This is a genomic window from Methylobacterium sp. WL1, from assembly GCF_008000895.1.
In the GTDB taxonomy this organism is placed as follows: Bacteria; Pseudomonadota; Alphaproteobacteria; order Rhizobiales; family Beijerinckiaceae; genus Methylobacterium.
This window is the reverse complement of the sequence record NZ_CP042823.1, coordinates 1,420,522-1,447,079: the sequence shown is the minus strand read 5'-3', so window position 1 is coordinate 1,447,079 and position 26,558 is coordinate 1,420,522. Positions and strand designations below refer to the sequence as shown.

Below are 26,558 nucleotides of genomic sequence, written 5' to 3'. Positions count from 1 at the left end.
CGTCAGTGCTCGGTGCCGGGCATGTTCGCGCGCGGCGTGCCGCCGTGATCGCGGATCACGCTGGAGCGTTCCGGCGAACCCTTGGCGTCGGCGACCTGCTTCCGTGCTGCGGCGGCCAGGAACCAGACGCCGCCCAGAGTGCCCAGGGCGAGGATCAGAAGCGGAATGCCTTCGCTCATTGCGGTACCCTCATCGATGATGTCCCGCGGGAGCGCGAGGTCACATCATCGTGCCGGATTGAGCGGCACGATGAAGGATAACGCGCGATGACGACCGATGTTCAGGCGGCGCGGGGCCTCGTCGTCGCCGCCCCGCGCTTGGCCGCATCCCGCCGCAGGGCGGAGAGCACCACGAACATCGCCCCGGCGCCGATCGCCAGGCAGGCGGACAGGAACAGCATCGGCACGAGGTCGCTCTTGGTCTGGTCGCGGATGAACGGGACCATGTTCTGCGCGACGAAGCCGCCGAGGTTGCCGACCGAGTTGATCGCCGCGATCCCGGCCGCCGCGGTCGCCCCGCGCAGGAAGGTCGCGGGCATCGACCAGAATACCGGCTGGGCCGAGAACGTCCCGGCCGCCGCCACGCACAGGCACGCGAACTTCACGGCGTTGCCCGGCAGGATGACGCTCAACGCCAGCCCGGTCGCCCCGACCAGCGCCGGCCCGACCACGTGCCAGGTCAGGGCGTTGCCCTGGGCGCTCGTGCGGGCGGCGTGGCGGGGAACCCACCACAGGGCGACGGCCGTGGCGACCCACGGGATGATGTTCAGGAAGCCGTTGGTGAGGTTCGAGACGCCGAAGCCCTTGACCACCGTGGGCAGCCAGTAGCCGAGCCCGTAGGCGGCCAGCGGCAGCGATACGTAGACCCCGGCGAGCATCAGCACGCGCTTGTCGAGGAGCGCCGCGAAGGGGTTGCCGTGATCCACGAGGCCGCCGCCCTCGCGCTCGGCCCGGAGCGTCCGAGCGAGCCAGTCGCGCTGGTCCTGGGACAGCCAGGGCGCCGTCTCGGGGCCGTTCGGTAGGACCAGCAGCACGATCGCGGTCATCACGATCGCCGGCGCCCCGGTGGCCAGGAACACCCATTGCCAGCCCGCCAGCCCCAGGACCCCGTCGAGGCCGAGCAGCGCCCCGCCGATCGCCGCCCCCACCGCGTTGGCCACCGCGCTGGCGATCATGAACCAGCCGATCATCCGAGCCCGGTGCTCCTGCGGGAACCAGAGGGTCAGCGCGAACAGCACGCCGGGGAAGAAGCCGGCCTCCGCGGCGCCGAGCAGGAAGCGCAGCACGTAGAACATCGCGGCGTTCTGGGTGAAGCCGAGGAGGAGCGTGACGATGCCCCAGGTGAACATGATCCGGGCGAACCAGACCCGTGCGCCGACCCGCTCGAGGAACACGTTGGCGGGCACCTCGAACAGGAAGTAGCCCAGGAAGAACAGCGACGCGCCGAGGCCGTAGGCGGTCTCGCTGAGACCCAGGCTGCCGACCATGTCCAGCTTGGCGTAGGACACGTTCTGCCGGTCGATATACGCGATCAGGTAGAGGAGGCCGAGCAGCGGCATCAGCCGCAATGTCACCGTGCGGACGGTGCTCTCGGCGAAATCTTCCCCAGCCGGGGATTGCGTGGGGGGCATCTGGCGTTTCCTCTGGGTCCGTGCGGCCCCTCGTGGCGAGGGCCGGCATTACACAGAGTAATCCCTGGCCCGGCCCTCGCCTACCGGGCAAGCGCCAGCAGCCGGTCGCAGTCGACATGGGCCGCGATGTGTCGCGCCAGGCCGTCGAGCGCCGCCTCGACCCCGGCCTCGTAGCCCGCCCCCTCCGAGACCGTGCCGAGGCGGGCGAGCCAAGCCGCGCGCTGGGCATCGTGTGCGAACAGCCCGTGCACGTAGGTCCCGGCCACAAGCCCGTCCGCCGAGACCGCCCCGTCGGTGCGCCCGTCGGAGAGCCGCAGCAGCGGCCGGGCCGCGTCGGGGCCGTGCGTGGCGCCGATATGCATCTCGTAGCCCGAGAACGGCACCGCATCGGACAGGCTCGTGCCGGTGGCTTCGGCAAGGCGCTTGTCCGGTGTCATCACGGTATCGACGTCGAGGAGCCCGAGCCCCGGCACCGTGCGGGGCGCCCCCTCGATCCCGTGCGGATCGGCGAGGCTGCGCCCCAGCATCTGGTAGCCGCCGCACAGGCCGAGCACCCGCCCGCCCCGCCGGACATGGGCGCGCAGATCGACGTCCCAGCCCTCGGCCCGGAAGAAGTCCAGGTCGTCGATGGTGGTCTTGGAGCCCGGCAGCAGGACCAGGGCGGCGTCCGCCGGGATCGGCGTTCCGGGGCGCACCAGCACCACCGACACCCCGGGCTCGGCCCGGAGCGGGTCGAGGTCGTCGAAATTGGCGATGCGCGGAAGCACCGGCACCGCCACCGTAACGGTCCCGGCCGGGCGCGGCCCGGAACCCGCCAGCCCGAGCACGTCCTCGGCCGGAAGGCGCGCGGCCGCGGGGAAGTGCGGCACGAGGCCGAGCGGCGCCCAGCCGGTCCGCTCGGCGATCAGCCGCATCCCGTCGGCGAACAGGCTCGGGTCGCCCCGGAAGCGGTTGACGATGAAGCCGGCGATCATCGCGGCGTCGGCGGGATCGATCACCGCCCTTGTGCCGACGAGGCTGGCGATCACTCCGCCCCGGTCGATGTCGCCGACCAGCACCACCGGCGTGTCGGTGGCCCGGGCAAAGCCCATATTGGCGATGTCCCCGGCCCGGAGGTTCACCTCGGAGGCCGAGCCCGCGCCCTCGACCAGCACGAGATCGGCCTCCGCGGCCAGGTGCGAAAAGCTCTCCAGGACGGCGGGCATCAGCCGGGGCTTCCAGGCCTGGTAGTCGCGGGCCTTCACGGTGGCGACCATCCGCCCCTGCACCACCACCTGGGAGCCGACCTCGCTCTGGGGCTTGAGCAGGACCGGGTTCATGTGCACGGACGGCGCCACCCGGGCGGCCCGGGCCTGGAGCGCCTGGGCCCGGCCGATCTCGCCGCCATCCGGCGTGACGGCGGCGTTGTTCGACATGTTCTGCGGCTTGAACGGCCGCACCGCCAAGCCCCGGTCGGTGAAGGCGCGCGCCAGCCCCGCCACGAGCAGCGACTTGCCGACATCGGAGCCGGTGCCCTGGATCATCAGGGCCTTCTTGCGCGTGGGCTTCAGAACTCGATCCCCTCCTGAGCCTTCACGCCGGCCGAGAAGTGGTGCTTCACGCTGCCCATCTCGGTGACGAGGTCGGCGGCCTCGATCAGGGCCGGTTTGGCGTTGCGGCCGGTGACGACCACGTGCAGGTCCGGCCGGCGCGCCTGCAGCGCGGCGACCACGGCATCAAGGTCGAGATACTCGTAGCGCAGGGCGATGTTGAGCTCGTCGAGGACGAGCAGGCGGATCGTGGGATCGGCCATCAGGCCCTCGGCCACGTCCCAGGCGTGGCGGCAGGCGGCGATGTCCCGGGCCTTGTCCTGGGTCTCCCAGGTGAACCCCTCCCCCAGCGTGTGCCAGGCGACCTTGTCGCCGAACACCGCGACCGCGTGGCGCTCGCCGGTATCCCAGCCGCCCTTGATGAACTGGACCATGCCAACCCGCCAGCCGCGACCCAGCGCCCGCAGCATCAGCCCGAGCGCCGCCGTGCTCTTGCCCTTGCCGGGGCCGGTATGGACCATGAGCAGGCCCTTCTCGACGGTCTTGGCTGCCACCTCGGCATCCTGCACGGCCTTGCGCTTCTCCATCTTCTCGCGGTGGCGGGTCGCGTCGTCGCTCATGCGGAGGCTCCGGGAATGAGGGCTTGTACGGGGGCTTGCGGCTTCACCACGAGCGGCAGGCCCGCCACGGTGAGCACGACCCGGTCGGCCCGGGCGGCGAGCCGCTGGTGCAGGCGCCCGGCCTCGTCGCGGAAGCGGCGGGCGAGGGCGTTGTCCGGCACGATCCCGAGCCCGACCTCGTTGCCGACCAGCACCAGCGGACCCGGCGCCCGCGCGCAGGCGGCGATGAGCCGCGCCACCGCGTCCTCCAGGTCGGCTTCGGCCAGGATCAGATTGGTGAGCCACAGGGTGAGGCAATCGACCAGGACGGCCCCCTCGGCCTCGGCAACCGCCTCCGGCAGAGCGAGCGGAACGTCGCGGGTCCGCCACGCTCCGGTGCGCCGGGCGCGGTGCTGGGCGATGCGCGCGACCATCTCGCCGTCGAACGCCTGCGCGGTGGCGAGGTAGAGCCACGGGCCGGGGCAGGCCTCGATCAGCCCCTCCGCGTAGGCGCTCTTGCCGGAACGCGCCCCGCCGAGGACGAGGGTCATGCGGGGCGGGATCTGCGGCATGCCCCTCCATCGCCCCAACCCGTCCCGGGGTCAAACCCGAGCCCGCGTGCGGATCGACGGTTGCCGGACGCGCCGCCGCCGACTATAGAACCCCGGCCTAGCCAAAGCGCCCTTCGTCTAGCGGTCCAGGACGTCGCCCTTTCACGGCGAAAACACGGGTTCGATTCCCGTAGGGCGCGCCAGTAAGATCAAGCGGTTGGCTGGATTTTACGAGCTGGCTCACACAAACGTCTAACATAGTCATTGTTGAGTGCTGCCGTACGGAATCGTGAGCTCCGAGCAGTCAGTGAGGCATCTTGACCGTGATGCTGCTGCTCAAACATGGCGGATGCTGACCCACAGCTGACGTCCGGAACGTCTGCTCGTGGGCAGTCTGGTGAACTCCTCCGCGACGCCCTGCGCCAGTACGAGCGGGTCGACGGGGCCGTCAGAGAACCGCTCTCGACGGCTTCGCGCGTCACCAGCGACCCAGAGGGTGAGCCGATCGAGATCGACTCGCACGACGCGCACCACTTGGAGGGGATCTTCGGCGGTGGGCTGGACTGGTACTTCGCCGTCCTGGCCAACACCGAGATCGAGACCGAGAAGAAGGCGCTGAAGGCGGAGCTCGAGCGGCTGACGACAACGCTCCTTTGTGCTGGCGGAACGTAGTGGATCTCTTCCTCCTGGATGCGCTCGACGAGCTCTTTCCTCGGGCTGAAGGTTAGCGTCCAACGCCGCTTCTTCTCGTTGAAGCGCCAGCGGCCTTTCTCGGGGAAGGCCGCCGGCCGGCTCACTCGATAATTGCTCAACGCCATCGGTCGCCCTTATCTTCCGCCTCCATTGGCCGGCGAAGCCACGGTCGCGACCCCACGAGACACGATCTCTGCCGAGCCTCGGCTGACCCGCCGAGCTCAGATCAGCTTGACCTCAGACGCGGCGACATCTTCGGGCGCGAGGATCTTGGCCGGAACGAACGGACCGTCGGCAGACACAACCGACGCGGGGTCGCGATCGTTGAACAGGTCTCGGTACTGTTCATCGCTGACGACGGCGTCACCGTAGACGTCTGGCGGCCAGTCGACGAACTGCCAAGCGCCCGCCTCCGTCATCCGCACCGAATGCAAGGGGCCGACATAAACGGCGCTCTTGGCGATGAACTTTCGGACGAACGGGTCCATCTCGAACGCATGCCTGATGAAGCACGCTCCGAGCGTACCCGGAATGTACCAGCGCTCCGACCGAACGCTCCGAACTGCTTCTCGACGATGTCTCGCAGACAGGTGATCGCCGCCAGCGCGTCGTCGCGGGCGCTCACATAAGTCGCCGGGTTGAAGTGAACGGCCCGGTTCCTCAGGCGCGACAAGGTCCTGAAAAGATCGACGACCTCCTGATCCAGGACCTGCCACGCCTCGAGTGTCGCGATCATGAGCCGCCAATTCGAGAAGGCTCTGTCCGCGGCGACGGCCGCGTGCTCGGGCGTGTCGGCGTAGTCGTCCCGCAGATCGAGGACGAGGTGGTTGAGCGTGCGCTCCCCCAGCGCACAGGCCGATAGCAAGGCCGGATAGTAGGCGCCCTGGACGAAGGCGTCCCGCGTCTGCGTGAAGAAGCGGTTGTGGTAGCTCAGGACAGAGAACGGCTTGACCCCGATCGCGACGAAGTCCGCTCGTTTGCGCTCGGCGCCCCACTCGCCGTACTCGGCCACGAGCTCCGCCTGGCGCCGCGCCATGTTGTCGATGTGCAGCGCGCGAACCTGCTCGTCCCAGGTCTACGGGATCGGCTGGTCCATATCCGCAGCGCGGCTGTCGAAGTCGCCCGGGAGCGTGCGGAAGCGCCGCATCAGCCGATCAGGACCTCCGCCGCCTTCACCTCAACGAGGTTCGACACCTCGGCATGTAGGTCGACGGCTTGCCCGGACGCCGACAAGGAGATGACTAGGGCGTACCGGCCCTTATCCGCGAATCGCCGCTGCCCGAAGTGGGACTTCCACCAACCGCCGACTGGGTAGACCGCGATCGCGTCGTGACCCGCAAGCTCGATCGCCCGCCCCCGCCACAGATCGCAATGGAGCGATCCCGCTTGGACAGCCTTAGGTCCGAGCAGCCAGCAACTGGTCTCGGTTTCGCTCGCCGAACCGTCCCCCTCTTGCGCCGAGGAGATGCGGCTACGAAACTTTGCGTCGGTCTCAGTCCGTTTCTTCATGTCGAAGCGCAGACCGAAGGAGCGGTACGTATCGGGACGAGTCGCCGCCCTCCCCGTGAGGTTCGGTTCGACAAAGTAGGAGAGCGTCACCTTGATGGTGACGATCTCGTTCTCCAGCTGCTCGAGTGCCGCTTTCGGCCAGGGCAGGTCGTAGAAATGCATCTCGTTGAACACGGCGCTGCGCCGGTCCGCTCCGAGCGCGAAAGGCTGGATTTCGGCCTCGGCGATCAGGGTGACGTCGTTCCGTGCGGACAAGATCGCGCGGTCGATGTCGGGCACGCCGTAGCCCATCTCGCGCAGGATCTTCTGCTTTTGCGCCTTCGACCCCGTTTTCCAGTGCGCCCCTTTTCCTATCAGCAGCCTGCGGATCGATTGCGGCCAGTCCGCCGAGTCCACCGTCAGCGCCCGGTGCGTCTCAGGCCAGCGGTCCGGCAAGCTCGCCTGCAGCCGCCCGAGGAAGTTGCCCGCCACGCCGGCCGCCGCGCTTGTCGCCCAGAAGGGCACCAGCGGCTCGGCCGCGACGTCCGAGCCTAGGGCGAGCAACGACACCGCCTCGTGCCAAGCGCAGAAGCCTGTATCGGTGGAGAGCATGTTGCCGGCCTCGAACAACACCTCAGGCTTGATCGGCGTCAGGTCGTCCGGAAGGGTCTGGGAGCCGCGGCTGAACGGACTCCGATGGTTGGCGGGCACGACCGGTTCGAGCGCGGGCGGCGGGGCCGGCGTCTGCTCCTTGCGCGTGAAGCCGCCGATAGTCAGCGCGTTCCAGCTCTGGGACGGGTCTTCGAGCGGCTGGGACAGCGTCACGTCGACCATCATGCCGCCCTGCACGTTGCCGGTCGCGACCACGACTAGGCGCTTGGGGCCGTCTGCGGCGGCCGTACCGTTTACGGCGTCGCCGGGCATGGACCCGGCCGCGATCTGGTCGAGCGCTCCGCTCCAGCTCGAGGGCCGGCTCGGCGGGAAGTCCGTCGCCGACGTGGCAAGACAGAAGCTTCGCAGCATGTTCGGGCGCTCCGCTTCGACGAGTGCGACGGAGCCTTGCGTTACCACACCGTAGCTCGGCGGCTTGGTCGCCGGAAAGCCGTGCGGCGGCAGGAGCTTCATGGACTCCACTCCGTGCGTGAGCTCGACGGGCTCCGTGCTGTTCATGTGCGGCTCGAGATCGCCGTACAGGATGAGGCCGGCGATTGCCGTCCCATGTCCGCCATAGGGCGCATGATCATCGGTCCCCCAAGCGGCGTCATAAGCCCACGCGCCCTTCAGGCCCGGCTGGACGAGCGGGTGCTCGGCCGCGACGCCGGTTTCGAGGGCGCAAACGACAGGCACGTCGTCGGACGCGGGTATGACGCGCTCGGCCAGTTCGGACACCCAGTCGTGTTGACCGAGGCGGGCCTCGCCCCGGTCGAGGAACGGCTCGATCGTGCCGGTTGCCCGCCTGATCTCCGTGATCGCCCCTGGCACCCGTTCGGCGAAGCCCAGCACGGCGGCCGTGGGCGCGTGGACGAAGATCACGGTTGTGTCCGGGAATATGAGGCGATCCGCGTGCACGTCGAGGTTCACGCCGCGCGCCAGCACGGCAACACGCTCGGCACGGCCTGCATCACCCTGCACCCAGAGCTCCCACCAGACGATGTCGGGCGCACCGAAATCGACCGCGCCGACGAACAGCGTGCGGGCGGGCGCGGCGGCGATCGTCTCCACCGCCTCGAAACGGTCGACGTCCGGCCGACGTGCATTCCCAAGGTTGCGGCCGTAGGCGGCGATACGCTCGCGCAGGAATCCTCGGGCGTCGTCGGGCACGAACAGCAGAGCACTCTCCGTCCGGTCGTCGCGCCGCTCGGTGCGGAGCAGCACGATGTCTTGACCGGGGAACTCCAGCGCCGCCGGAACCTTCGCAGCCTTTGAACGCGAACCCTCCGCGGGCGGTGCAGTCGCTACCTCGACGACGGCGCCCGATTTCAACCCTTGGACCTGCAAGCGGGTATCCGCTGCGGCAGCGGGCAGCTCGCCCAGCGCCTTGGTTAGCTGGTCGAGCAGCGCGTCGGCGTGCGCGCGATAATCGTCGCGCAGCGGTTTGCGCTTCTGGTCGCGCGAAGGATAGCCGTACTGTGTGGCCTCGCGGAACGCGTCGATCGAGATATGTGGTCGATCCCGCGCCCCGAACTCATCAGGATCTGACATAACTCTTCAACCCCGAACAAACATGGTTCCTGCAGGCGGCCGGCTCGTCTTTCTAACGGCCGGTCTGACGGCGGAATTTGCCCTTCAGGGTCTGGCGGTTCTGCAGTGCGTCCTTGAGCGCATCAGGGGAGGCCTTCGCCTCTCCCTCCAGGATCACGTCCTTAACGACCGCGTCGGCCGCCCGCACCAGCTCGGCTTGGCTCAGGCCATCGAGCGCCGTCTCGATCGCCGCCCAGGAGCGGGCGGCCAGCTTGAACTTGCCGAGGCGACGTTCGACGATCGCGCGGGCGGCCTTGCGGTCGGGAAGGCCGTACTCCACCACCTCGTCGAAGCGGCGCGCGAGCGCCTCGTCGAGGATCTCGACATGGTTCGTCGCGGCCAACACCAAGCTGTCGGTGCTGTTCGGCTCCTCCATGAAGGCGAGCACAGAGTTCAGCACGCGGCGAATTTCGCCGACATCATTCTGGTCACCCCGACGCGCGCCGATCGCGTCGAATTCATCGAGCAGATAGACTCCTCGCGTCTGCGCGATCTGATCGAACAACAGGCGCAGTTTGCCCGCGGTCTCGCCGAAAAAACGGCTGAAGAGCGCTTCTAGGCGGACTGTGAACAAGGGAAGGTGCAGCTCGCCCGCGAGCGCCGACGCGGTCATGGTTTTGCCGGTGCCGGGTGGACCAATGAGCAGCATATGCGTGGTCGGCGCCTGCCCGTGATCGCGAAGCGTCGCGCGCTCCTGCTGCTGACGCACGACCCGCATCAACCGTCCGCGAACTTCCTCCGAAAGCACCATGCTGGCGAGCGTCACCTTGGGATAGGCGCTCTCGACTAGACCTTGGAGCTCGCCGCGCGGCCGGGCCAGCGGGATAGGGGTCTGTCCACCGGCCGGACGACTAGTCCGCTGCTGGTCGCGGGCCTTCTGCACCAGGCGCTTCAGCTTGTCGGCATCCTCAGACCGTCCCTGACGCGCCTCCTGCGCCGCAACCTGCAGCGCAATCGAGAGGAATTGCTCTTCATCGCCTTCGATGTGCGAATTCAGGAGGGCGAGCAGATGCTTGGTCGACATGCTCGCCTCCTTCCCTTCGACTCGAGGCCTTGCCCGTTGAAACGGGTGAAGCACTGTCCCCACCAGAACTTACGAACGAAAGCCTTAATTGAATGGCTCAGGCCGTGCCACGGTTTCATGGCCGCTGGGCACAAGGTCGCGCGATGGGCGGCGTCCCGGCATCGTTCCCGTCATCCAGAGCCTCAATCCCGTCGATCGTTGATGCGGCGTTCAGGCCCACAATGAGGCGCGATCGGCCGTAGCGACCTCGGACGAGGAATGCCCGCTTATGGGAGAGGCCCCAATCTCTGTTTCTGGCGCGAACCTGAGATTGACCGAGCTGCAAAGGTCGGCAGCTTTGCGCCCAATGCCGCCATTCCGCCGCCGCCCGCAGTTTCCGGTAAGCGGACGCGGCGACAGAAAAAATCAAGGCGCGGATCTAGCCATGGGCTGCATCGGATCGTGGCCCGGTCAGGCCCTCCGTCGAAGCCGCGTGCTCGCCGCATTCAGCCGCCAAAAAGGTACGTCGAGCGCCTCGCCGCGGCAGATGTTGCCCCGGTGACGCCATCATGGGCTCGCATGTGCCGCCGTGCTCGCCCAAGCACATCAGACCGCTCCATACCGACCGGCTAGACCCTTGCCCCAACTTCGCACCTCGCGAGTCCGCGTTGATGATCCGAACCGGACGGCGCGTCCTATGGTGCGAGCGGTGCGGTGGATCCCAGCGCTGATCTTGGCCGCAGGCTTGCTCGCGACCGGGTCGAGTACCGCTCTCATCTGGCGAGCGGCGGCGTTGCGCGATCGCCTGACCTTCGTCCACGCCACCGAGATCGAGCTGCGCACGATCGAGGACCAGTTCCGCACCTACGCCGCCCTGCTCCGTGGCGGTGCAGGCCTGTTCGCGGTTAAGGGCGATGGCGTCACTCTGAGCGACTTCCGGGCGTACGTGCAGCGGATCGAGTTGCAGAGTTTGTATCGCGGCTTCCTCGGCATCGGTTTCACGCCGACCTTACCTGCCGCCGAACGCGATCGGTTTGCAGCGCGGGCCGAGTCACTGGGGGTGACCGACTTCCGCGTGCGACCGTCGACGGACAACCCGACGATCAGTCCCGTCCTATTTGCCGAGCCGCCGAACCCGCGCAATCAGGCCGCGATCGGCTTTGACGTGATGTCAGACCCCATCCGCCGCGACATGGTCGAGCGCGCGCGCGACACCGGCCTGCCCGCCGCCTCGGCGCGCATCCAACTTGTACAGGAGATCGACGCGAACAAACAGGCCGGCTTCCTCGTCGCCATGCCGGTGTACGTCGGCGGTGCCGTGCCACCCGACGTCGACGAGCGGCGGCGACTGTTCCTGGGCTTCGTCTTCGGCGCCTTCCGTGCCGACGACCTGTTTGGCAGCATCATCGCGGCTGAGGCTGAACAGGACGCCGCCTTCACGGTCTACGACGGTGCGCCGAGCGACGCGACGCTGCTGCATCGATCCGCGCCGGCCACAGCCGCGGCGACCGGCCGGCTTACGCGGCAGTCCGCGCTCGAACTCGGTGGCCGCACATGGATCGTGGTGTTCGAGGAGCGTGTCTCGCCTCAGCGCAGATCTGCACTCCCCGAGATCTGGCTCGTCTGCGTTGGGGGGCTGTTTGCCACGACCTTGCTTGGCTTCGCCGCGTACCGGCAGCGTCAGACCCAGGACGAGGTCCATAGGCTCAACGCCTCACTCGAAGCTCGGGTTGAGGAGCGGACGTGCGACCTTCAGGCAGCGGCCGATCGCCTTCGGCTGGCCGGCGAGGAACGCGCGCGCATGGAGGAGGTGCTGCGGCAGTCGCAGAAGATGGAGGCGGTCGGACAGCTCACCGGCGGATTGGCGCACGACTTCAACAACCTGCTGGCCGGGATCTCGGGCTCGTTGGAGCTGATCGAGACCCGCATCGGTCAGGGTCGGTTCAAGGACGTCGAGAAGTACATCGCCGCCGCCCAGGGGGCCTCAAAACGTGCCGCGGCGCTGACGCACCGACTTCTGGCGTTCTCGCGTCGCCAGACACTGGCGCCGAAGGCGACCGACGTGAACAGGCTGGCCGGCGGCATGCTCGACCTGATCCAACGTACGGTCGGGCCGAGCGTGGACATGCAGCACATAGGTGCGAGCGGCCTTTGGCCCGCGCTGGTCGATCCCTCGCAGCTCGAGAACGCCCTGTTGAACTTGTGCATCAACGCGCGGGACGCCATGCCCGGCGGCGGCAGGATCACTATCGAAACGAGCAACCGCTGGATCGACGGGCAGCAGGCTGCGGCGCAGGATATGCCCGAGGGGAAGTACCTGTCGCTGTGTGTCACCGATACCGGCACCGGCATGCCGCCGGACGTGGTGGCCAGGGCGTTCGACCCGTTCTTCACGACCAAGCCGATAGGCGAGGGCACGGGCCTTGGCCTGTCGATGATCTACGGCTTCGCGAAGCAGTCGGGTGGGCAGGTGCGGATCTACTCCGAGGTCGGCGAGGGTACGACGGTGTGCATCTACCTGCCGCGCCACCGGGGCGAGGCTGAGGCGGATGGGTTTGGCCCGGAGAAGCACCCGATGGCGCTCGCCGAGGCTGGCGAGACCGTGCTGATCGTGGACGACGAGCCGACGGTGCGCATGCTGATCACCGACGTGCTCGGGGATCTCGGCTACACCGCGGTCGAGGCTGCCGACGGCGCCGGTGGCCTCAGGGTGTTGCAGTCTGACGCTCGGATCGATCTGCTCGTCACCGACGTGGGTCTGCCCGGCGGGATGAACGGGCGGCAGATGGCCGACGCTGCGCGGGTCAGCCGTCCCGACTTGAAGGTGCTGTTCATCACAGGCTTTGCGGAGACCACGCTGCTCAACGATGGTCAGCTGGATCCGGGCATGGCGGTCCTGACCAAGCCGTTTGCCGTCGACACATTGGCAGCCCGCATCCGCGAGCTGATCGCAGGCTGAGGCTGAAGCTTGATGTCAGTTCGCTTAGCATATCAACATTGCCAAACACCCTTCGCTTCCAAGATGCGAACACCAGAAGCTGACTGCCTTCGGCTAGATCCAGCTGCTGCTTCGCGCCCATCTCGGTCGTTCAAAACACCTTGGCCCGTGCCCGTGAGCAAACGTGGCGCTAGGCGATGCTGCACCGTTGCAGAGCTTGCCCACTAGCTCGACACTGACATCGCCTTTACACCGACGACCGTGATCCGATACCTGCCTGAAGAGCGTCTTTTCTCATTCGCTGCGGGGCAGCTCGACGGTTGGCTAATGCATAAGCGGCGAACCCGAACCCGGCCGCGACGCACAAGCTGGTAGTATCGAAAGCCGCGAACACCGTGTCGCCTTCGCGCAAACTTGCGAGGAGATGACGGTTTGTCGTTACGCCGCTGACGATCGGGATGGCGAAGAACCCGGCGGCGGCCGTCGTTAGCGCGACGGTCCATGCCCGGGCCGGCGCGAGAGACACGGCTGGAAGGGCCGTTATCAACCACCCGGCGAAGAAAGCCTGCACTTCGACCTCCGGACGGAGAGGCATCGCCGCGGGCAGCAGGCGGTTGGCCAGGAAGTAGCACGCCACGGCGATCGGCAAGCCGGCCACGGTGCCGACGTTGAGCGCGTGGACGAGCCGGTGGCCCAGCGGCATGCGCGCCGCAGAGTTGGGCTTGGGTAGACGCGCGACGGTCCACAGCACCAGTCCGGTCGCCACCATGGCGCAGCCCATCAAGCCCGACAGGAAGAACAGCAGGCGCAGCGGCCAGCGTGCGAAGTGCGCTTCGTGCAGGCCGACCAACGTCCCGTGCACGGTGGTCGCGACGCTGGCCGGCATGGTCGTGGCGAGGAAGGTGCCGGTCACGCCATCGAAGCCGACCGCGGGGTGGAGGTGAGCCAAGCCCTCGGGCTCGTCCATCGTCACCACCACCGTGCTCCGCGCGTCGCGCGGGTTGTGGATCGCGATGAAGGTCGCCTCCGAACCGGTGAGGCGCATCGCCTCGCGGATCATCGGTCCGAGCGGTGCCAGCGTCCCCGGGGCATCGGCCGGGGGACGGGCCGCGATCGTCTGGCCGCGGTCCCGGAAATAGCGCTCGCGATCACCGCGGTAGGCCGCGTCCACCCCCCAGGGCATGTACAACAGCATCAGCGTGACGAGACCGGTGTAAGTGATCATAAGGTAGAACGGCAGTGCCAGCACGCCGGCGACATTGTGCGCATCGAGCCACGCGCGCTGCGGCGCCTTTCCGGGACGAAAGGTGAACAGGTCGACGAAGATCCGCCGATGCGTGACGATCCCGCTGAGCAGAGCGATCAGCATCACCATAGCGCAGCCGCCGACGATCCAGCGTCCCCACAGGGGTGGCAGGTGGAGTTCGTAGTGGAACCGGTACAGGAAGTCGCCGCCGCGGGTATCCCGCGCGGGAAGCGTGGCACCGGTAGCCGGGTCGAGCAGCGCCACCGAGAACGGGGCTCCGGGGGCGGTGCGCCACACGATCCGGGTCGCGGGAATCTCAGGGGTCGGTAGCGTTATGAACCAGGCCCGCGCGTCCGGGGCGCGCTCGCGCAGAGCGTCGACAGCGCGCTCCGCGGCGATCGGGACATCGACCGCGTGACCGGCGTGGAGTTCCGGCCGCATCCACTGCGAGATCTCAGTGCGGTAGTAGCTCAGGGTGCCGGTGAGGAAGACCGCGAACAGTACCCAGCCGACCACGAGCCCGGACCAGGCGTGCAGCCATGCCATCGACTGCCGGAACGTCGCCTTCATCCAGCCCCTCCGTGCAATGCCCAGACGAGGCCGCCGAGCGCAAGGGCCGGCAGCAGCAGGCCGAGCGCGGCGGTCGCAAGGTGGCGGACTCCGAACGTCCACAGCACCGCCGCGGCATAGACAGCGAAGCTCAGCATCGTCGCTGTCGACGCGGCGTCGGCCCGGCCCATCGGCAGGGCGAGCGCCAGCGCCGCGGTGGCGAGGCCTGCCAGACCATAGCCGCCAAAGACCGCCAGGGCGATCCGGGCCGCGATCGTGAGCCGGGCGCTGACCGTCACCGGAAAGCGGTTCGCCGCGAAGCGGAGACCGACGGGCGCCTCACCACTTGTAGCTCGCGCTCGCGATCACCCGGCGCGCGTCGCCGTAGTAGCACCCGCTGCCGGTCGAGATGCAGGACGCCACGTAGTGCCGATCGGCCACGTTGGTGGCGTTGATCGCGAAGCGCCAGCCGTCGCGCACGTAGTGCACCTGTGCGTCGAACAATACGACCTCCGGGACGGTGAAGTAGTTGTCGACCGAGGCGTAGGACATGCCGATGTAGCGCACGCCGCCGCCGAAGCCGAAGCCGGCCAGAGGTCCGGTCGGGATCGTGTAGTCCGCGAACGCCGAGGCCAGGGTCTGCGGGGTGTTGACCGGGGTCTTGCCGATCCTGGCGGCCGAACCGTCCGCGACCGTCCTCAGGTCGTAGCTCGTGAACGACGCGGTGACGTTGAAGTCGGGCGTGACGTTGGCCTGCAACCCCAGCTCGACGCCGCGCGAGCGCACCGCGCCGATCTGGATCGTGTTGTTGATGTTGGTCGGGTCCGTCGTCGACACGTTCGTGCGGATCAGATCGAACACCGCGGCTGTAGCGAGGAGTTGCGAGCCCGGAGGCTGGTACTTCACGCCGGCCTCGTACTGATCTCCGGTCTCCGGCTTGAACGGCTGGCTGAAGAAGTCCGTCCCGATCACCGGATTGAAGAACGTCGCGTAACTCAGGTAGGGGGCGAGCCCGAAGTCGAAGTCGTAGACGATGCCGTAGCGCTGGGTCGCCGCGTTGGCGCGCTGCTCGGTGGTCCGGCTCGTCAGCTTGTTGAGGACGTCGTTCTCGGTGAAGTCGCCCCGGCCGCTGGCGATGATGCTGAGCTCCGGGGTGATGTGAATCTGATCCTGAGCGTAGATGCCGAGCTGTTGGAAGGAGGTGCCCGTGACGTTGAAGGGCGTCGGGATCGGGGTGGGCACCCCGTAGACCGGTGCGAGGAAGTTGATGCGCAGCGCCGGAAGGTTCGCGGTGGTCGAGCTGCGTGCGCTAGTGCCGTCGAGCTGGGCCTGCTTGTAGTCAAGGCCGAACAGCATCGTGTGGCGGAACAGTCCGGTGTCGAAGTGGGCTTCGAGTTGGTTGTCGACGTTGAACAGGTTCTCGCGGCCGGCGGATTGTGAGCGGTAGCGGTTGAGCACTGTCTGGTTCGTGCCGGCGACGTAGCTGCCGGAGATCAGGGTGTTGTCGTAGCTCTCGGTGAACGAGTAGCGCAGGTTCTGCCGGAAGGTGAACACCTCGTCGAAGACGTGCTCGAACTGGTAGCCGCCGTAGGCCTGCGTGCGTCGGAAGCGGTTGGCCTGCGGATCGTTGATGTTGACGTTGAGCGGGATGCGTAGGCCGAGTGCCTGTGGACGCACCGTGCCGACGTAGGGCAGGAAGCCACCGATGCGGCCGGTCTCGTCGTGCTGGAAGCTCGTCAGGACCGTGAACGTGGTCGCCCCGTCCGGCTTGTAGGTGAACGAAGGGGCGATGTAGCCGCGGTTATCGTCGGTGCCGTCGAGTTGGGTGCCACCGTTGCGGCCGAGGGCGGTGAGCCGATAGAACCAGTGCCCCTCCGCGTCGGCGGGACCGCCGACGTCGAAGGCGAGATACTTCTGCCCGTAGGAGCCGCCGCCTGCCTCGACATAGCGCAGTTCCTCCAACGGCGGCCGCTTGCTGATCAGGTTGACGAGGCCGCCCGGGCCGCCTTGTCCGAATAGGACGGCCGCCGGCCCGCGTAGGACCTCGATCCGCTCAAGCCCAAACGGGTCGACCTGAAACGTCCCGTTGCCGTACTGCAGGAGCTGCAGCCCGTTGAGGTAGAGCCCAGTGTCCTGCGCGGTGAAGCCGCGGATCAGGTAGAAGTCGATCCGGCTGCCTGGGCCGTAGGTGCCACCGTAGACGCCCGGCACATACTTCAGTGCCTCGGGCACGGTGAGGGCCCGCTGCGCGTCGAGCTGCTGGCGCCCGATGACGGTGATCGACTGCGGTGTCTCGATGAGCGGCGTATTGGTCTTGGTGGCGGTCAGTGATCGGGTTGGCACGAAACCGTCGATGGGGCCGAGCGGATCCTCCTGGCGGCGTCCGCCACCGCCTTGGCCGGTGACGCTCAACTCCTCCAGTACGACTCCGGCTTGTGCGGTCTGATCGGCGGGGTTGCGCGCCCGCGGGCGCGGCGGGGTCGCGTCCTGCGCCTGGGCGGCACTGATGGCGATTGGCCTGAACGGAAGGGCTTGGATCAGGATGCCGAGCGAGACGCCCGCGAGGGTGAGAGCACGCACGGTGCCTCGTTGTGCCTGATCTCGACGCATGAACACCGTGTCTCTCTCGCGCTGCGGGCAGCCGCCCGCGTTCGCCGGAAGGACGCCCGGCGGGGATGCAGATCGCAGATTAGAAAGAAGCTAAACTACTGTTTTGCTTGACGTTTCTGTCGCAGGGATAGGCGCGATCAGGAACGCGTGCAAGGCCAGGAATGGCAGGGGGTGTGGGTCGTGGCCGAAACAGCACAGCTGCTTTGCGGCACTCACGCGTGGGAGGTGTTGCCTTAGGGCGCGGCACCGTGCGTCTTACGATCGGCTACGGGTCGAGGAGTCCTGTCGCGACGATGCTGGTGGAGCGATCGTCGCCACGCCGCACCGTCGCGGCGACGCCGTACACCTCCGCCAGCGTCGCCGCAGTGACGGCTCGTTCCGGCGGCCCGTCGGCGGCCACGCCCCCGCCATGGATCAGGACGACGCGATCGGCCCACATCGCAGCGAGGCTGAAGTCGTGCAGCACTGCCACCACGATCAGGCCGTACGCGGCGAGGCTGCGCAGGACCGTGAGGACAGCGTGATGGTGGCGCAGGTCCAGCGTGCTGAGCGGTTCGTCGAGGAGTAGCAGCCGCGGGCGCCGGACGAGCGTCTGGGCCAAGCTCGTCAACTGGCGCTGTCCGCCCAACAGCCGATCGAGCCGGGTCCGGGCGAGCGCCGTGAGGTCGAGCCGATCGAGGACGGCCGCCGCTTGGACGGGCGCTGGCGCGCCGTGCGCCGGCCTGCCCGCCCAGGCGGCGTGGACGACGGCCTCCATCACGGTGATGCGACGCGCGCTTAGCCATCGAGGATCGCACTGACGGCGTCCGCTTCATCTGCACCTGTGCCGGGAAGCGGACCAACTGCTTTCGGCCAGATCTAGAAGTATGAGTATGCGCGACCGTACGGGGTATTAAGAGGCCCTGTAGTCACTTCCACCGCAGAGCCCTTTGGTTGCGAGTTCGAACTCGAAGCCAGGGCTCGCGCTTCATGTATGAACCCGGCTACGACTTGCCGATGCCCGATCGTAGAGGGCGAAGGTAGCTCGCATGCCCGACACCCACCCGCTGATCCAGCGTCCAGGCCTGCGGGGAGCGCGACCGCTCGCCGGGCTGCCCAGTTCGCCGCTCGCCTACGCCCTGCTCGCCCTGGCCTTGACGGCGGTCGGGTGGAACTTCGTGGCTGGCGGCACCGCCCGTCGCGAACGGCTGCACCACAGGGAACTGATCGGCCACAGCGAGCGCCTGCTCTCGACGATGAAGGATCTTGAGACCGGCATGCGCGGCTACGCGCTCACCGGCAAGCCCGAGTACCTCGAGCCCTATGCCGATGCGCTAAATCGCATCCCCGGTGAAAGCGCTTTCCTCGACACCCTCGACGGTGGCTCATTCGATCCTGCGACAGCGGCACTCGCCCCCGTGCGCAAGCTGATCGGCGATGAGACGGTGTTCTCCGACCGGGTCGTGATCGCGCGGCGTGACCAGGGGTTCGACAGCGCAGAAGCCCTGATCGAGACCGGCGCGGGCAAGCGCCTGATGGATGCGATCCGTGCCGCCACCGCGACGGCCAACCGATCCGCCGCGGAGGCGTCGGCGGAGAACGACCGTCGCGACAGCTTGCGCTACACCGCTCTGACGGCGTTCAGCCTGCTTTGCGCGACCCTCGCGATCGTGCTGCTGGTCCGCCTCACGATAGTACGCCGCCGCGAGAGCCAACGCAGCAGCGGGCTGTTCGAGGGCGTGCTCGCCAATGCCCCGGTCGGGCTGGGCTTCCTCGACGGCGGGTTTAACATCCGTCACATGAACCGCGCCCTGGCGACGATGAGCGAGCGCGGCTTCGGTGCGGATCTCGGCGTACCGATCTGGACGCTTCTCCCTAAGCTGGAAGATCAGCTCACCCCGCTGCTGGAGGCGGCGCGCGACCACGGCCTCGTCAGCGCTGACGTGCCGGTCAGCGTGGCGAGCGAGAGCGCGCCGGGCGGGATGCGCCACTTCCGCATGAGCTTCTACCCGCTGTGCCAGGATGAAGGGTCGGCTGTGGCCACCGGCGTCGGCCTCGTCGTGGCGGACGTAACTACGGCCGTCCTGTCCGAGGCCCAGGTCCGAGCGGGCGAAGCGCTGCTGCGGAGCGTTCTCGACACACTGCCGGTGGGCGTGCTCATCGCCGACGCGCCGTCCGGACGGATCACCGGCCACAACGCCCGCGCCGAGACGATCCTCGGGCACGGGGTGCTGCCCGCGCAACCCGGCGAGGAACCGGCCCGCTGGGTCGGCTTCCACGAGAATGGCCGGCCGGTCGAGCCGAGCGAGTGGCCGCTGATCCAGGTGGTGCGCGCCGGCGAGCCACAGTCCGAGCTGGAGGTCGACTATCAGCGCGGCGACGGTGCCCGCGCCTGGGTCGGCTTCGCCGGCGCGCCGATGCGGGATGCCGAAGGCGCGCTCATCGGCGCTGTCGTGGTGGTGTCCGACATCGACGCGCGCAAGCGCTCCGAGCACGTCCTCGCGGCGGCGAAGGACGCCGCCGAGGAGGCCAACCGCGCCAAGTCCGAGTTTCTGGCGAACATGAGCCACGAGCTGCGCACCCCGCTGTCGGCGGTGATCGGCTACTCGGAGATGCTGCAGGAGGAGATGGAGGACGCCGGCCAGGCGGACCTGCTGCCCGATATGAAGAAGATCGAGGCGAACGCGCGCCACTTGCTCGGGCTGATCAACGACGTGCTCGATCTGTCGAAGATCGAGGCCGAGCGCATGGAGGTGTACCCGGAAAGTATCGACGTCGCCGCGACCGTGCGCGACGTCGCCGCCACGGTGGAAGCCCTGGTGGAGAAGAAGGGCAACGCCCTGGTCCTCGACATCGCGGACGGGCTCGGCGGTGCGTACACGGACGCGACCAAGCTGCGCCAGTGCCTGATCAACCTGCTGAGCAACGCGGCAAAGTTCACGGAAGGCGGGGAAATTACGCTGTCGGCACGCCGGCAGACGGACGCCGAGGGTGATCGGCTGGTGTTCGCGGTGGCCGACACCGGCATCGGCATGAGCGAGGAGCAGGCGTCACGCTTGTTCCAGCGCTTCAGTCAGGCCGACGCCTCGACCACGCGGCGCTTCGGCGGCACGGGGCTCGGGTTGGCGATCACCCGGGCGTTCGCGCACATGCTCGGCGGCGACATCGCGGTCGAGAGCCGTCAGGGGGAAGGTACGACCTTCACCCTGACGCTGCTGGCGAGCGTGGTCGAGGGCGAGGAGAGACAGGCGCAGGCGAGATCCCCGCGGGCGCCGCAACCCTCGGCCGAGTCGATAGCCGGCAGCGAGGTCTTGGTCATCGACGACGATCAAGCCACCCGTGACCTGCTCGCCCGCTTCCTGGCCAAGGAAGGCTTCCACGTCGCAACGGCGGCTGATGGAATGGCAGGGCTCGAGCAGGCGCGCACGCGGCGTCCGCGCGCGATCCTGCTGGACGTAACCATGCCGCGCATGGATGGATGGGCCGTGCTGCGCACCCTGCGCGCCGACCCGGAGCTCGGCGATCTGCCGGTGATCATGGTCACGGTGCTCGACGAGCAGAACCTCGCGTTCTCGCTCGGGGCGACCGACTACCTGCAGAAGCCGGTCGACTGGGTACAATTGAAGGAAGCGATGGAGCGGTTCCGGCCGAAGGCCCATGACGGGCCGGTGCTGGTCGTGGACGACGACGGCGACCTGCGCGCGTTGATGGCATCCCAGCTCACCCGGGACGGCTGGCAGGTGGTCACGGCGGCGGACGGCCGAGCGGGCCTGGCGGCGGTCGGCGAGCACCGGCCGCGGTTGATCCTGCTCGATTTGATGATGCCGGAACTCGACGGCTTCGGCTTCCTGCGCCTGCTGCGCACCCGCCCGGAGTGGTACGACATTCCCGTGGTGGTTCTGACGGCCAAGGACGTCACGGCGGACGACTTCCGCCAGCTGGCCGGGCAGGCCGACCGCGTGGTGCAGAAGGCCGGGCTGTCCTTCTCCGACCTCTCGGCGCTCCTGACGACGCTCTACGGAGCCGATCCCGCCGAGCATCAACACGGTGGGCTGGGATCTGATCAGGCCGACGGATCCGGGATGACGACGTCGTCCGAGTGATCAGCCCGTCGACGCATGTGCTAGATCAAAGATGCGGGTCGTCGGCCGCTCGGAGCCTGCCCGCCGCGATGGCCGTCCGGAACGCCTGATAGTCCGCCTCGTTCCGGTCACCGTAGGCCATCGCCCAATCGGCGAGGGCCTCCCGCAGGTCGGCGCGGCCATCGTGGCCGCAATAGCCCGCGATCGCCGCCGCATCCCCGGTCCGCGCATGGGCCTTGGCCAGTAGGGCGCCGTAGGCGTGCGAGAAGTACTGGAGCGACCGGCCGGTCATTCGCACGACCGGGATCTCGCCCTTCATGTTCTTCATCTGGCGCACGTAGAACGGCCGGCCCTGGATCTTCGTCCAGCCCAGCAGCGGATCGCCCACCGCCTGTAGCAGGCGCTGGCCGTAGATCACGCGCTCGCCCTCGTGGTCGGCGTAGGGCTTGGGCATGCCGCGTAGATACGGCGCGTGGGCCGGTCGCACAGCTTCCTTCACCTGGAGGAAGAGCGCGTCCTGGTCCGAGTTGCCGCACAGGAGCGCGACGTAGGCCCGAGTGCCGACGCTGCCGACGCCGACGACGCGATGTGCGACGTCGACCACGTGGTAGCGGCTGAGCATGAACCGCCGCTCGCGTGGCAGCGTCTCGGAATAACGCTCCAGGCCGGTGGTGACGGCCTCGCGCGTCGCCTCGTCGACGCGGACGAGGATCGGCGGCTCCTCGCGGAAGCGCCAGCCGCCGTCCGTGCGCCGCTCGCCCACCCGATCGAGCAAGCTGGTGTTGTTCTTCCGCCGCGCCTTCTCGACGGCCTTGCGCACCACGGCCTGCGAACGCGCGTCGATCTCGATGCCGGCGAAGGCGAGGTCCTCGGCGCGCGCCGCGCGCTGCCAGACGTCGAGCGAACCGCGCGGGGCGAGGTCGTTCATCGTGTGCTGGTAACCAGCCACCGCGCTCAGTACCGCCTGCCGCCGTTCGGCCGGCGGTACGTCGGCATCCCGCGCGGCGACCTCGATGCTCACGCACAGGCGCTTCAGGTCCCACTCCCATGGCCCGACCGTGACCTCGTCGAAGTCGTTGAGGTCGAGCACCACCTCGCCCTGGGGTGAGCCAAACAGGCCGAAGTTGGAGATATGGGCATCGCCGTTCATCACCACGTCGATCGCGCCGCGCGCTCCCTGTGCGAGATCCCAGGCCATGACCTAAGCGGCCCCGCGCAGGAAGGCGAACGGCGAGGACGCCATGCGGGCGACCCGCACCGGGATTAGGTGCGACTGTCGCCCGTCGTGGGCCGCTTCGATCAGCGCGACCGGGTCGGGACGGTCGCGGGCGAGATCGAGCACGGCATGAGCCGAATGCGGTAGATCCAGGCGCAGGATCTTGCCGGCGGCGCGACGTTTCTCCCACGGCTCCACGCCCGAGCGCAGGTCGATGTGCGGGAAGTCCGCCAGGGGCTCTAGGACCGCCTCCTCGGCAGCTCCGATCAGCGCCTCATGCTCATCGGCCGCCGCCGATGAGGTATCCGTGGACTGCGCTGACCGTTCCATCGACCTCGTCCGACCGCCTCAGACGACACCAACGACCTGGCCGAGGAATAAACCCTTCCGCTCAACGTGGACTTAACCGCACACCGCACCCACCGCACCCACCGCACCCACCGCATCCTCAGCCACTATCGCCCAGCACCTCGCCCGCAGGGTTGCAGCCAAGCGGCGTGGCTGGGCGACGAAGGCCCCGCTCTCGTTCGCAACTATGACTATCCCTTCCCCATCATCACCCTGCGGCTCGAACTCAACGCGCGGTCTCAGCGTCGCGTGATCGCGATGGCGCAACGATTCTAGGGCAGCTGCCTAGATGGGATGAATGAAGATAAACTAGTCGCCAGCTGTAACCCTCGGCGGCCGCATAGAATCTTCAGTGGCATCAACCTGCGATGCTTACTATTCGCAACCGAAGCCTCACACGCCGTTGCGCTAAGTTTGCCGATGCGAGGTGTGCGGTGGCCGGTCCGCGGCTGTGACCTCGCTGCAACTGGTCCGCCGTATCCACCGAAGTTGGGGTCTAACCGTCTTGTCCATCCTGTGTCTCAACCGTATCCGTTGAGCAGAAAAGCAAAGTAAAACAGCAGTTTATAACAATTTCAAACAACAAGGCAGCCACGTCGCATCTCTCTGCGGCGAATGAGGGAGGCTGCCTGGATCGGGCTCGGGGCTATGAAGATGATCGGCTTTCACCGCACCATGGTGCGTACACTCGCCCTCGCGGGCGTTTCGCTCGCGGTTCTCAGCCTCGCCGTAGAACAAGCCTCCGCGCAAGAGGCGAACACGCCCCGTCGTGGCGTCTCGGCGAACGCAGGCAGCGTGCAGCTCGACGAGCTGAGCGTCGAGAGCCGCGGCGCCGGTGAGCGCTATGGGCCGGTCTCGTCCGGACAACCGGGACCCGGCCGGCCCGAGAACCCGAACGGGCCGATCGACGGCTTCGTCGCCAAGCGCTCCGTGACCGCTCTAAAAACCAACACGCCGCTGATCGAGACGCCGCAGTCGATCACCGTTGTGGGGCGCCAGCAGCTCGACGCCCAGAACGCGCAGAACCTATCCCAGGCGACGCAGTACGTCGCCGGCACCTACGCCAGCCCGTTCGGCTACGACACGCGCCTGGACTACTTCCTCCTGCGCGGTTTCGTGGCGAGCGACTACGGTCTCTACTTGAACGGCCTGCAGACGCTGAACTATGGTTTCGGCTACTTCCGCTACGACACCTTCGGGCTGGAGCGCGTCGAGGTGCTGCGCGGACCTGCGGCGGTGCTGTTCGGCGCCGGTCCGATCGGCGGCATCATCAACCAGGTCAGCAAGCGCCCGACGGAGGACCCGTTCGGCTACGTCGAGGTCGGCGGCGGCTCGTATGGTCAGAAGTACGCCGCCTTCGACGTCGGCGGCCCGGTCGACAAGGAGGGACACTACTTCTATCGCTTGACCGGCTACGGCCGCAACGGTGGCACGCAGATCGACGGCCTGCAGGACAACAGCTACTTCATCGCGCCCGCCTTCACCTACAAGCCGGACGGGGCGACGACCTTCACGGTCCTGACCGCATTCCAGCATGACACGACCGGCGTGTCGGCGAACTTCCTGCCTTACGCCGGCACGGTTCGCCCCCAGGCGCTCGGTCTGCGTATCCTGCGCTCGACCAACGTAGGGGATCGCGATTTCAACACCTTCCAGCGCGATCAGGCGTTCCTCGGATACCAGTTCGAGCACGTCTTCAACGACACGTGGTCGTTCCGTCAGAACCTGCGCTACTCGTTCGGCGACAGCTATCAGAACTCGTACATCGGCAATGGCTACGCCTTCGGCGACGCAACGCAGACCCAGCTCGCCCGCTACCAGTTTCTCGTGAAGGACCGGGTTAACATCTTCCAGGTCGACAACCAGGCAGAGGCGCGCTTCTTCGACGGCTTCTTCCGCCATGACCTCCTCATGGGCGTGGACTACAAGGATTACCGCCTAAGTGACAATCAGGGCACGAACTTCGGCGCGAACCCGTTCTACTCCGCGCCGGACCTCAACATCCTGGCCCCTGCGTACGGTGGTCCCGCCGGTACGCCAGGGCCCTACCAGGTCAACTTCGACACCTTTAAGCAGCTCGGCCTCTACGGGCAGGATCAGATCAAGCTCACCGACCAACTGACCCTGTTGGTCGGTGTTCGCCAGGACTTCGCCGAGAACCGGATCAACGACAAGCTCACCAATGGCGCTCGGAACGACGGTCGCAATGATACCGCGACCACCTACCGTACGGCGCTGATCTACAACTTCGACTTCGGCCTTGCGCCGTACGTCAGCTACTCGACCTCATTCCAGCCTCTGATCGGCACCGACATCAACAACCGAACCTTCAGGCCCGAGACGGGTGACCAGATCGAGGGTGGCGTCAAGTTCGAGCCGCCGGGCCAGGGCTACTTCGTTACCTTGGCCGGCTTCGACATCCGCCGCCAGAACGTGCTGACGGCGAACCCAACCAACCCACAGTTCCAGTCGCAGCTCGGCGAGGTGCGCTCGACCGGCTTCGAGGCGCAGCTCACCGCCACCGTGTTCAGCGGCCTCAACGTGTCCGCCTCGTACACGATCTACGGTTTGACCAACGAGAAGAACGGTGATCCCACCCTCATCGGCAAGGTCCCGGTGAACACCCCGGAGAACTTCGCCAACGTGTTCTTCGACTACACCTTCCCGACAGGCGAGCTGCGCGGCTTCGGGTTCGGCGGCGGCGCGCGTTACATCGGTCGGTCCTTCGCGGACCAGGCCAATCTCTTCCACGTGCCAGAATACGTGCTGTTCGACGCGCAGGTTCACTACAACTGGGATCGCTGGCGTTTCCAGGTAAACGCGACGAACCTCGCTGATCGGCGCTTCGTCTCGTCATGTCAGACGGTCAACGCCTGCTTCTACGGTCAGGCGAGACAGGTGCTGGCAAGCATCAGTTATAAGTGGTGAGTAGACACGCATGCAGGTCGGCTGCAGTGCGTTGAGCCTGCGGCGCACCACTCAATCGGTGGTGTGTCGGCCGTCAGGTGGTCGCTCCCGGGGGCGCCATTTGCGGTCGATCCTCAGGCCACGCCGGCGTGGGCGTGATCGCGCCATCGCCACGGGATCGAGGGCGCGGGCTTCATCGGTCCATCCGGCATCGGACAGCTCCCTCAGCATGGCCGACCAGAAAGGTCGATGGCGCCATTGACTGAAACGCCGATAGACGGAGCCGCGCGGACCGTACACTGCCGGGCAATCTGGCCAGCGGCATCCTGTCAGCGATACATAGATGATGCCAGACATGGTGTGACGATCGTCGAGGTGCTCGGCGACTGAGTTAGGCATATAGGGGGCAATGACAGCCCACTGCGCGTCGCTGAGCCAGAACAGATTTTCCTGATCGACCATACGACGTAGGCTATCCGCGACGCTCTCCGCCCTTTAGAATGACCCCAATGAGATCGCAAGGCTTTCGGCGACCACTTGACGGGGGAGACACCAGCCGGTCTAATTCAATTTTCTGACGTGCCAGCAAAAGCACTCTCATTAGATATTATTTATCTTCACGTCCTTACGCCCGGTAAATTATTCAACTGGGGCGTATTGGCAGTAAAATTACAATCACTGATCAATTGAGAAATGAAAACAATGGCTGAGTCAGATGAAAAATGTTAAATCAAAATTTCTACCTCAAGTCAAGAATACGTTCCTACTGAAACCGTTGCTTTAAAAAACCGCAAACGTCGATTTGGGCGAATGGGCTGGGTTGGCAAGAAGCCGTCCGCTTTGGTAATGTTCTACTCAGAAGCAGCCATTCTGCTTCCGGCCAAGAGCTACCAAAGCCAGCCCGCCGTACTGCCTGGAAGCAGACCTTTCGGCCTTCTGGAATGGGTCC

The 26,558-nt window shown here is 67.0% G+C and carries 18 protein-coding genes, 1 tRNA gene and 1 pseudogene; 5 read left to right on the top strand and 15 right to left on the bottom strand.

The features are described 5' to 3' along the window. Positions 1-2: 2 nt before the first annotated feature. The 5 genes from FVA80_RS30350 to cobU all read right to left on the bottom strand — a co-directional run bounded on the left by FVA80_RS30350 (position 3) and on the right by cobU (position 4,330). Positions 3-179 carry a hypothetical protein gene (locus FVA80_RS30350; protein ID WP_187193611.1) on the bottom strand — a complete coding sequence of 59 codons (177 nt, stop codon included), beginning with the start codon at positions 177-179 and terminating at the stop codon, positions 3-5. A gap of 101 nt (positions 180-280) precedes the next feature. Then, positions 281-1,630 (bottom strand): MFS transporter, encoded by a 1,350-nt coding sequence (locus FVA80_RS07310; RefSeq protein WP_147907677.1) that lies wholly within the window; start codon positions 1,628-1,630, stop codon positions 281-283. Positions 1,631-1,710: 80 nt separating this feature from the next. Next, positions 1,711-3,153, bottom strand: a complete 1,443-nt coding sequence (locus tag FVA80_RS07305; protein ID WP_147907676.1) for a cobyric acid synthase — start codon at positions 3,151-3,153, stop codon at positions 1,711-1,713. Between the two features lie 23 nt (positions 3,154-3,176). After that, entirely contained in the window at positions 3,177-3,779 is a 603-nt protein-coding gene (gene cobO, locus FVA80_RS07300) for a cob(I)yrinic acid a,c-diamide adenosyltransferase (protein WP_147907675.1), read from the bottom strand. After that, a complete protein-coding gene (cobU, locus tag FVA80_RS07295; protein ID WP_187193610.1) occupies positions 3,776-4,330 on the bottom strand; it encodes a bifunctional adenosylcobinamide kinase/adenosylcobinamide-phosphate guanylyltransferase in 555 nt (184 codons plus the stop codon). Before cobU ends, cobO begins: the two co-directional genes overlap by 4 nt. 106 nt (positions 4,331-4,436) lie before the next feature. Between cobU and FVA80_RS07290 the strand changes: the two genes are divergently transcribed. Further along, positions 4,437-4,512: transfer RNA gene (locus tag FVA80_RS07290), tRNA-Glu, on the top strand. Between the two features lie 139 nt (positions 4,513-4,651). After that, positions 4,652-4,981 (top strand): hypothetical protein, encoded by a 330-nt coding sequence (locus FVA80_RS07285; protein WP_147907674.1) that lies wholly within the window; start codon positions 4,652-4,654, stop codon positions 4,979-4,981. A gap of 242 nt (positions 4,982-5,223) precedes the next feature. Here the strand turns inward: FVA80_RS07285 and FVA80_RS07280 are convergent, their stop codons facing one another. The 4 genes from FVA80_RS07280 to FVA80_RS07265 all read right to left on the bottom strand — a co-directional run bounded on the left by FVA80_RS07280 (position 5,224) and on the right by FVA80_RS07265 (position 9,755). Continuing rightward, a complete protein-coding gene (locus FVA80_RS07280) occupies positions 5,224-5,421 on the bottom strand; it encodes a hypothetical protein (protein ID WP_147907673.1) in 198 nt (65 codons plus the stop codon). Further along, positions 5,418-6,014, bottom strand: a complete 597-nt coding sequence (locus FVA80_RS07275; RefSeq protein ID WP_147907672.1) for a hypothetical protein — start codon at positions 6,012-6,014, stop codon at positions 5,418-5,420. Before FVA80_RS07275 ends, FVA80_RS07280 begins: the two co-directional genes overlap by 4 nt. Positions 6,015-6,148: 134 nt before the next feature. Beyond that, positions 6,149-8,692 (bottom strand): S8 family peptidase, encoded by a 2,544-nt coding sequence (locus tag FVA80_RS07270; protein ID WP_147907671.1) that lies wholly within the window; start codon positions 8,690-8,692, stop codon positions 6,149-6,151. Between the two features lie 52 nt (positions 8,693-8,744). Then, positions 8,745-9,755 carry an ATP-binding protein gene (locus FVA80_RS07265; RefSeq protein WP_147907670.1) on the bottom strand — a complete coding sequence of 337 codons (1,011 nt, stop codon included), beginning with the start codon at positions 9,753-9,755 and terminating at the stop codon, positions 8,745-8,747. Positions 9,756-10,431: 676 nt separating this feature from the next. Between FVA80_RS07265 and FVA80_RS07260 the strand changes: the two genes are divergently transcribed. After that, positions 10,432-12,693: a CHASE domain-containing protein gene (locus FVA80_RS07260; protein WP_147907669.1), complete on the top strand. Its 2,262-nt coding sequence runs from the start codon at positions 10,432-10,434 to the stop codon at positions 12,691-12,693. A gap of 226 nt (positions 12,694-12,919) precedes the next feature. On the opposite strand, the gene FVA80_RS07255 is transcribed toward FVA80_RS07260, so the two are convergent. The 4 genes from FVA80_RS07255 to FVA80_RS07240 all read right to left on the bottom strand — a co-directional run bounded on the left by FVA80_RS07255 (position 12,920) and on the right by FVA80_RS07240 (position 17,834). Then, positions 12,920-14,488, bottom strand: coding sequence for a PepSY-associated TM helix domain-containing protein (locus FVA80_RS07255; protein ID WP_147907668.1), 1,569 nt, complete (start codon positions 14,486-14,488; stop codon positions 12,920-12,922). Further along, complete coding sequence (locus tag FVA80_RS07250) at positions 14,485-14,766, bottom strand: iron transporter (protein ID WP_147907667.1); 282 nt, start codon at positions 14,764-14,766, stop codon at positions 14,485-14,487. The genes FVA80_RS07255 and FVA80_RS07250 overlap by 4 nt, the downstream gene beginning before the upstream one ends. A gap of 40 nt (positions 14,767-14,806) precedes the next feature. Continuing rightward, the gene (locus FVA80_RS07245; protein ID WP_246692302.1) at positions 14,807-17,047 is read right to left on the bottom strand and encodes a TonB-dependent siderophore receptor; all 2,241 of its coding nucleotides are present in this window, start codon (positions 17,045-17,047) and stop codon (positions 14,807-14,809) included. Positions 17,048-17,342: 295 nt separating this feature from the next. After that, entirely contained in the window at positions 17,343-17,834 is a 492-nt protein-coding gene (locus FVA80_RS07240) for an ABC transporter ATP-binding protein (RefSeq protein ID WP_147907665.1), read from the bottom strand. A gap of 271 nt (positions 17,835-18,105) precedes the next feature. Between FVA80_RS07240 and FVA80_RS07235 the strand changes: the two genes are divergently transcribed. Further along, positions 18,106-21,159 carry a response regulator gene (locus tag FVA80_RS07235; RefSeq protein ID WP_147907664.1) on the top strand — a complete coding sequence of 1,018 codons (3,054 nt, stop codon included), beginning with the start codon at positions 18,106-18,108 and terminating at the stop codon, positions 21,157-21,159. A 25-nt stretch (positions 21,160-21,184) separates the two neighbouring features. Here the strand turns inward: FVA80_RS07235 and FVA80_RS07230 are convergent. Continuing rightward, a pseudogene (locus FVA80_RS07230) lies at positions 21,185-22,381 on the bottom strand (DUF2252 domain-containing protein). 969 nt (positions 22,382-23,350) lie between these two features. Between FVA80_RS07230 and FVA80_RS07220 the strand changes: the two are divergent. After that, complete coding sequence (locus FVA80_RS07220) at positions 23,351-25,630, top strand: TonB-dependent siderophore receptor (RefSeq protein ID WP_147907663.1); 2,280 nt, start codon at positions 23,351-23,353, stop codon at positions 25,628-25,630. Positions 25,631-25,681: 51 nt separating this feature from the next. Here the strand turns inward: FVA80_RS07220 and FVA80_RS07215 are convergent, their stop codons facing one another. Beyond that, the gene (locus FVA80_RS07215; protein ID WP_147907662.1) at positions 25,682-26,071 is read right to left on the bottom strand and encodes a transposase; all 390 of its coding nucleotides are present in this window, start codon (positions 26,069-26,071) and stop codon (positions 25,682-25,684) included. Between the last annotated feature and the right edge of the window lie 487 nt (positions 26,072-26,558).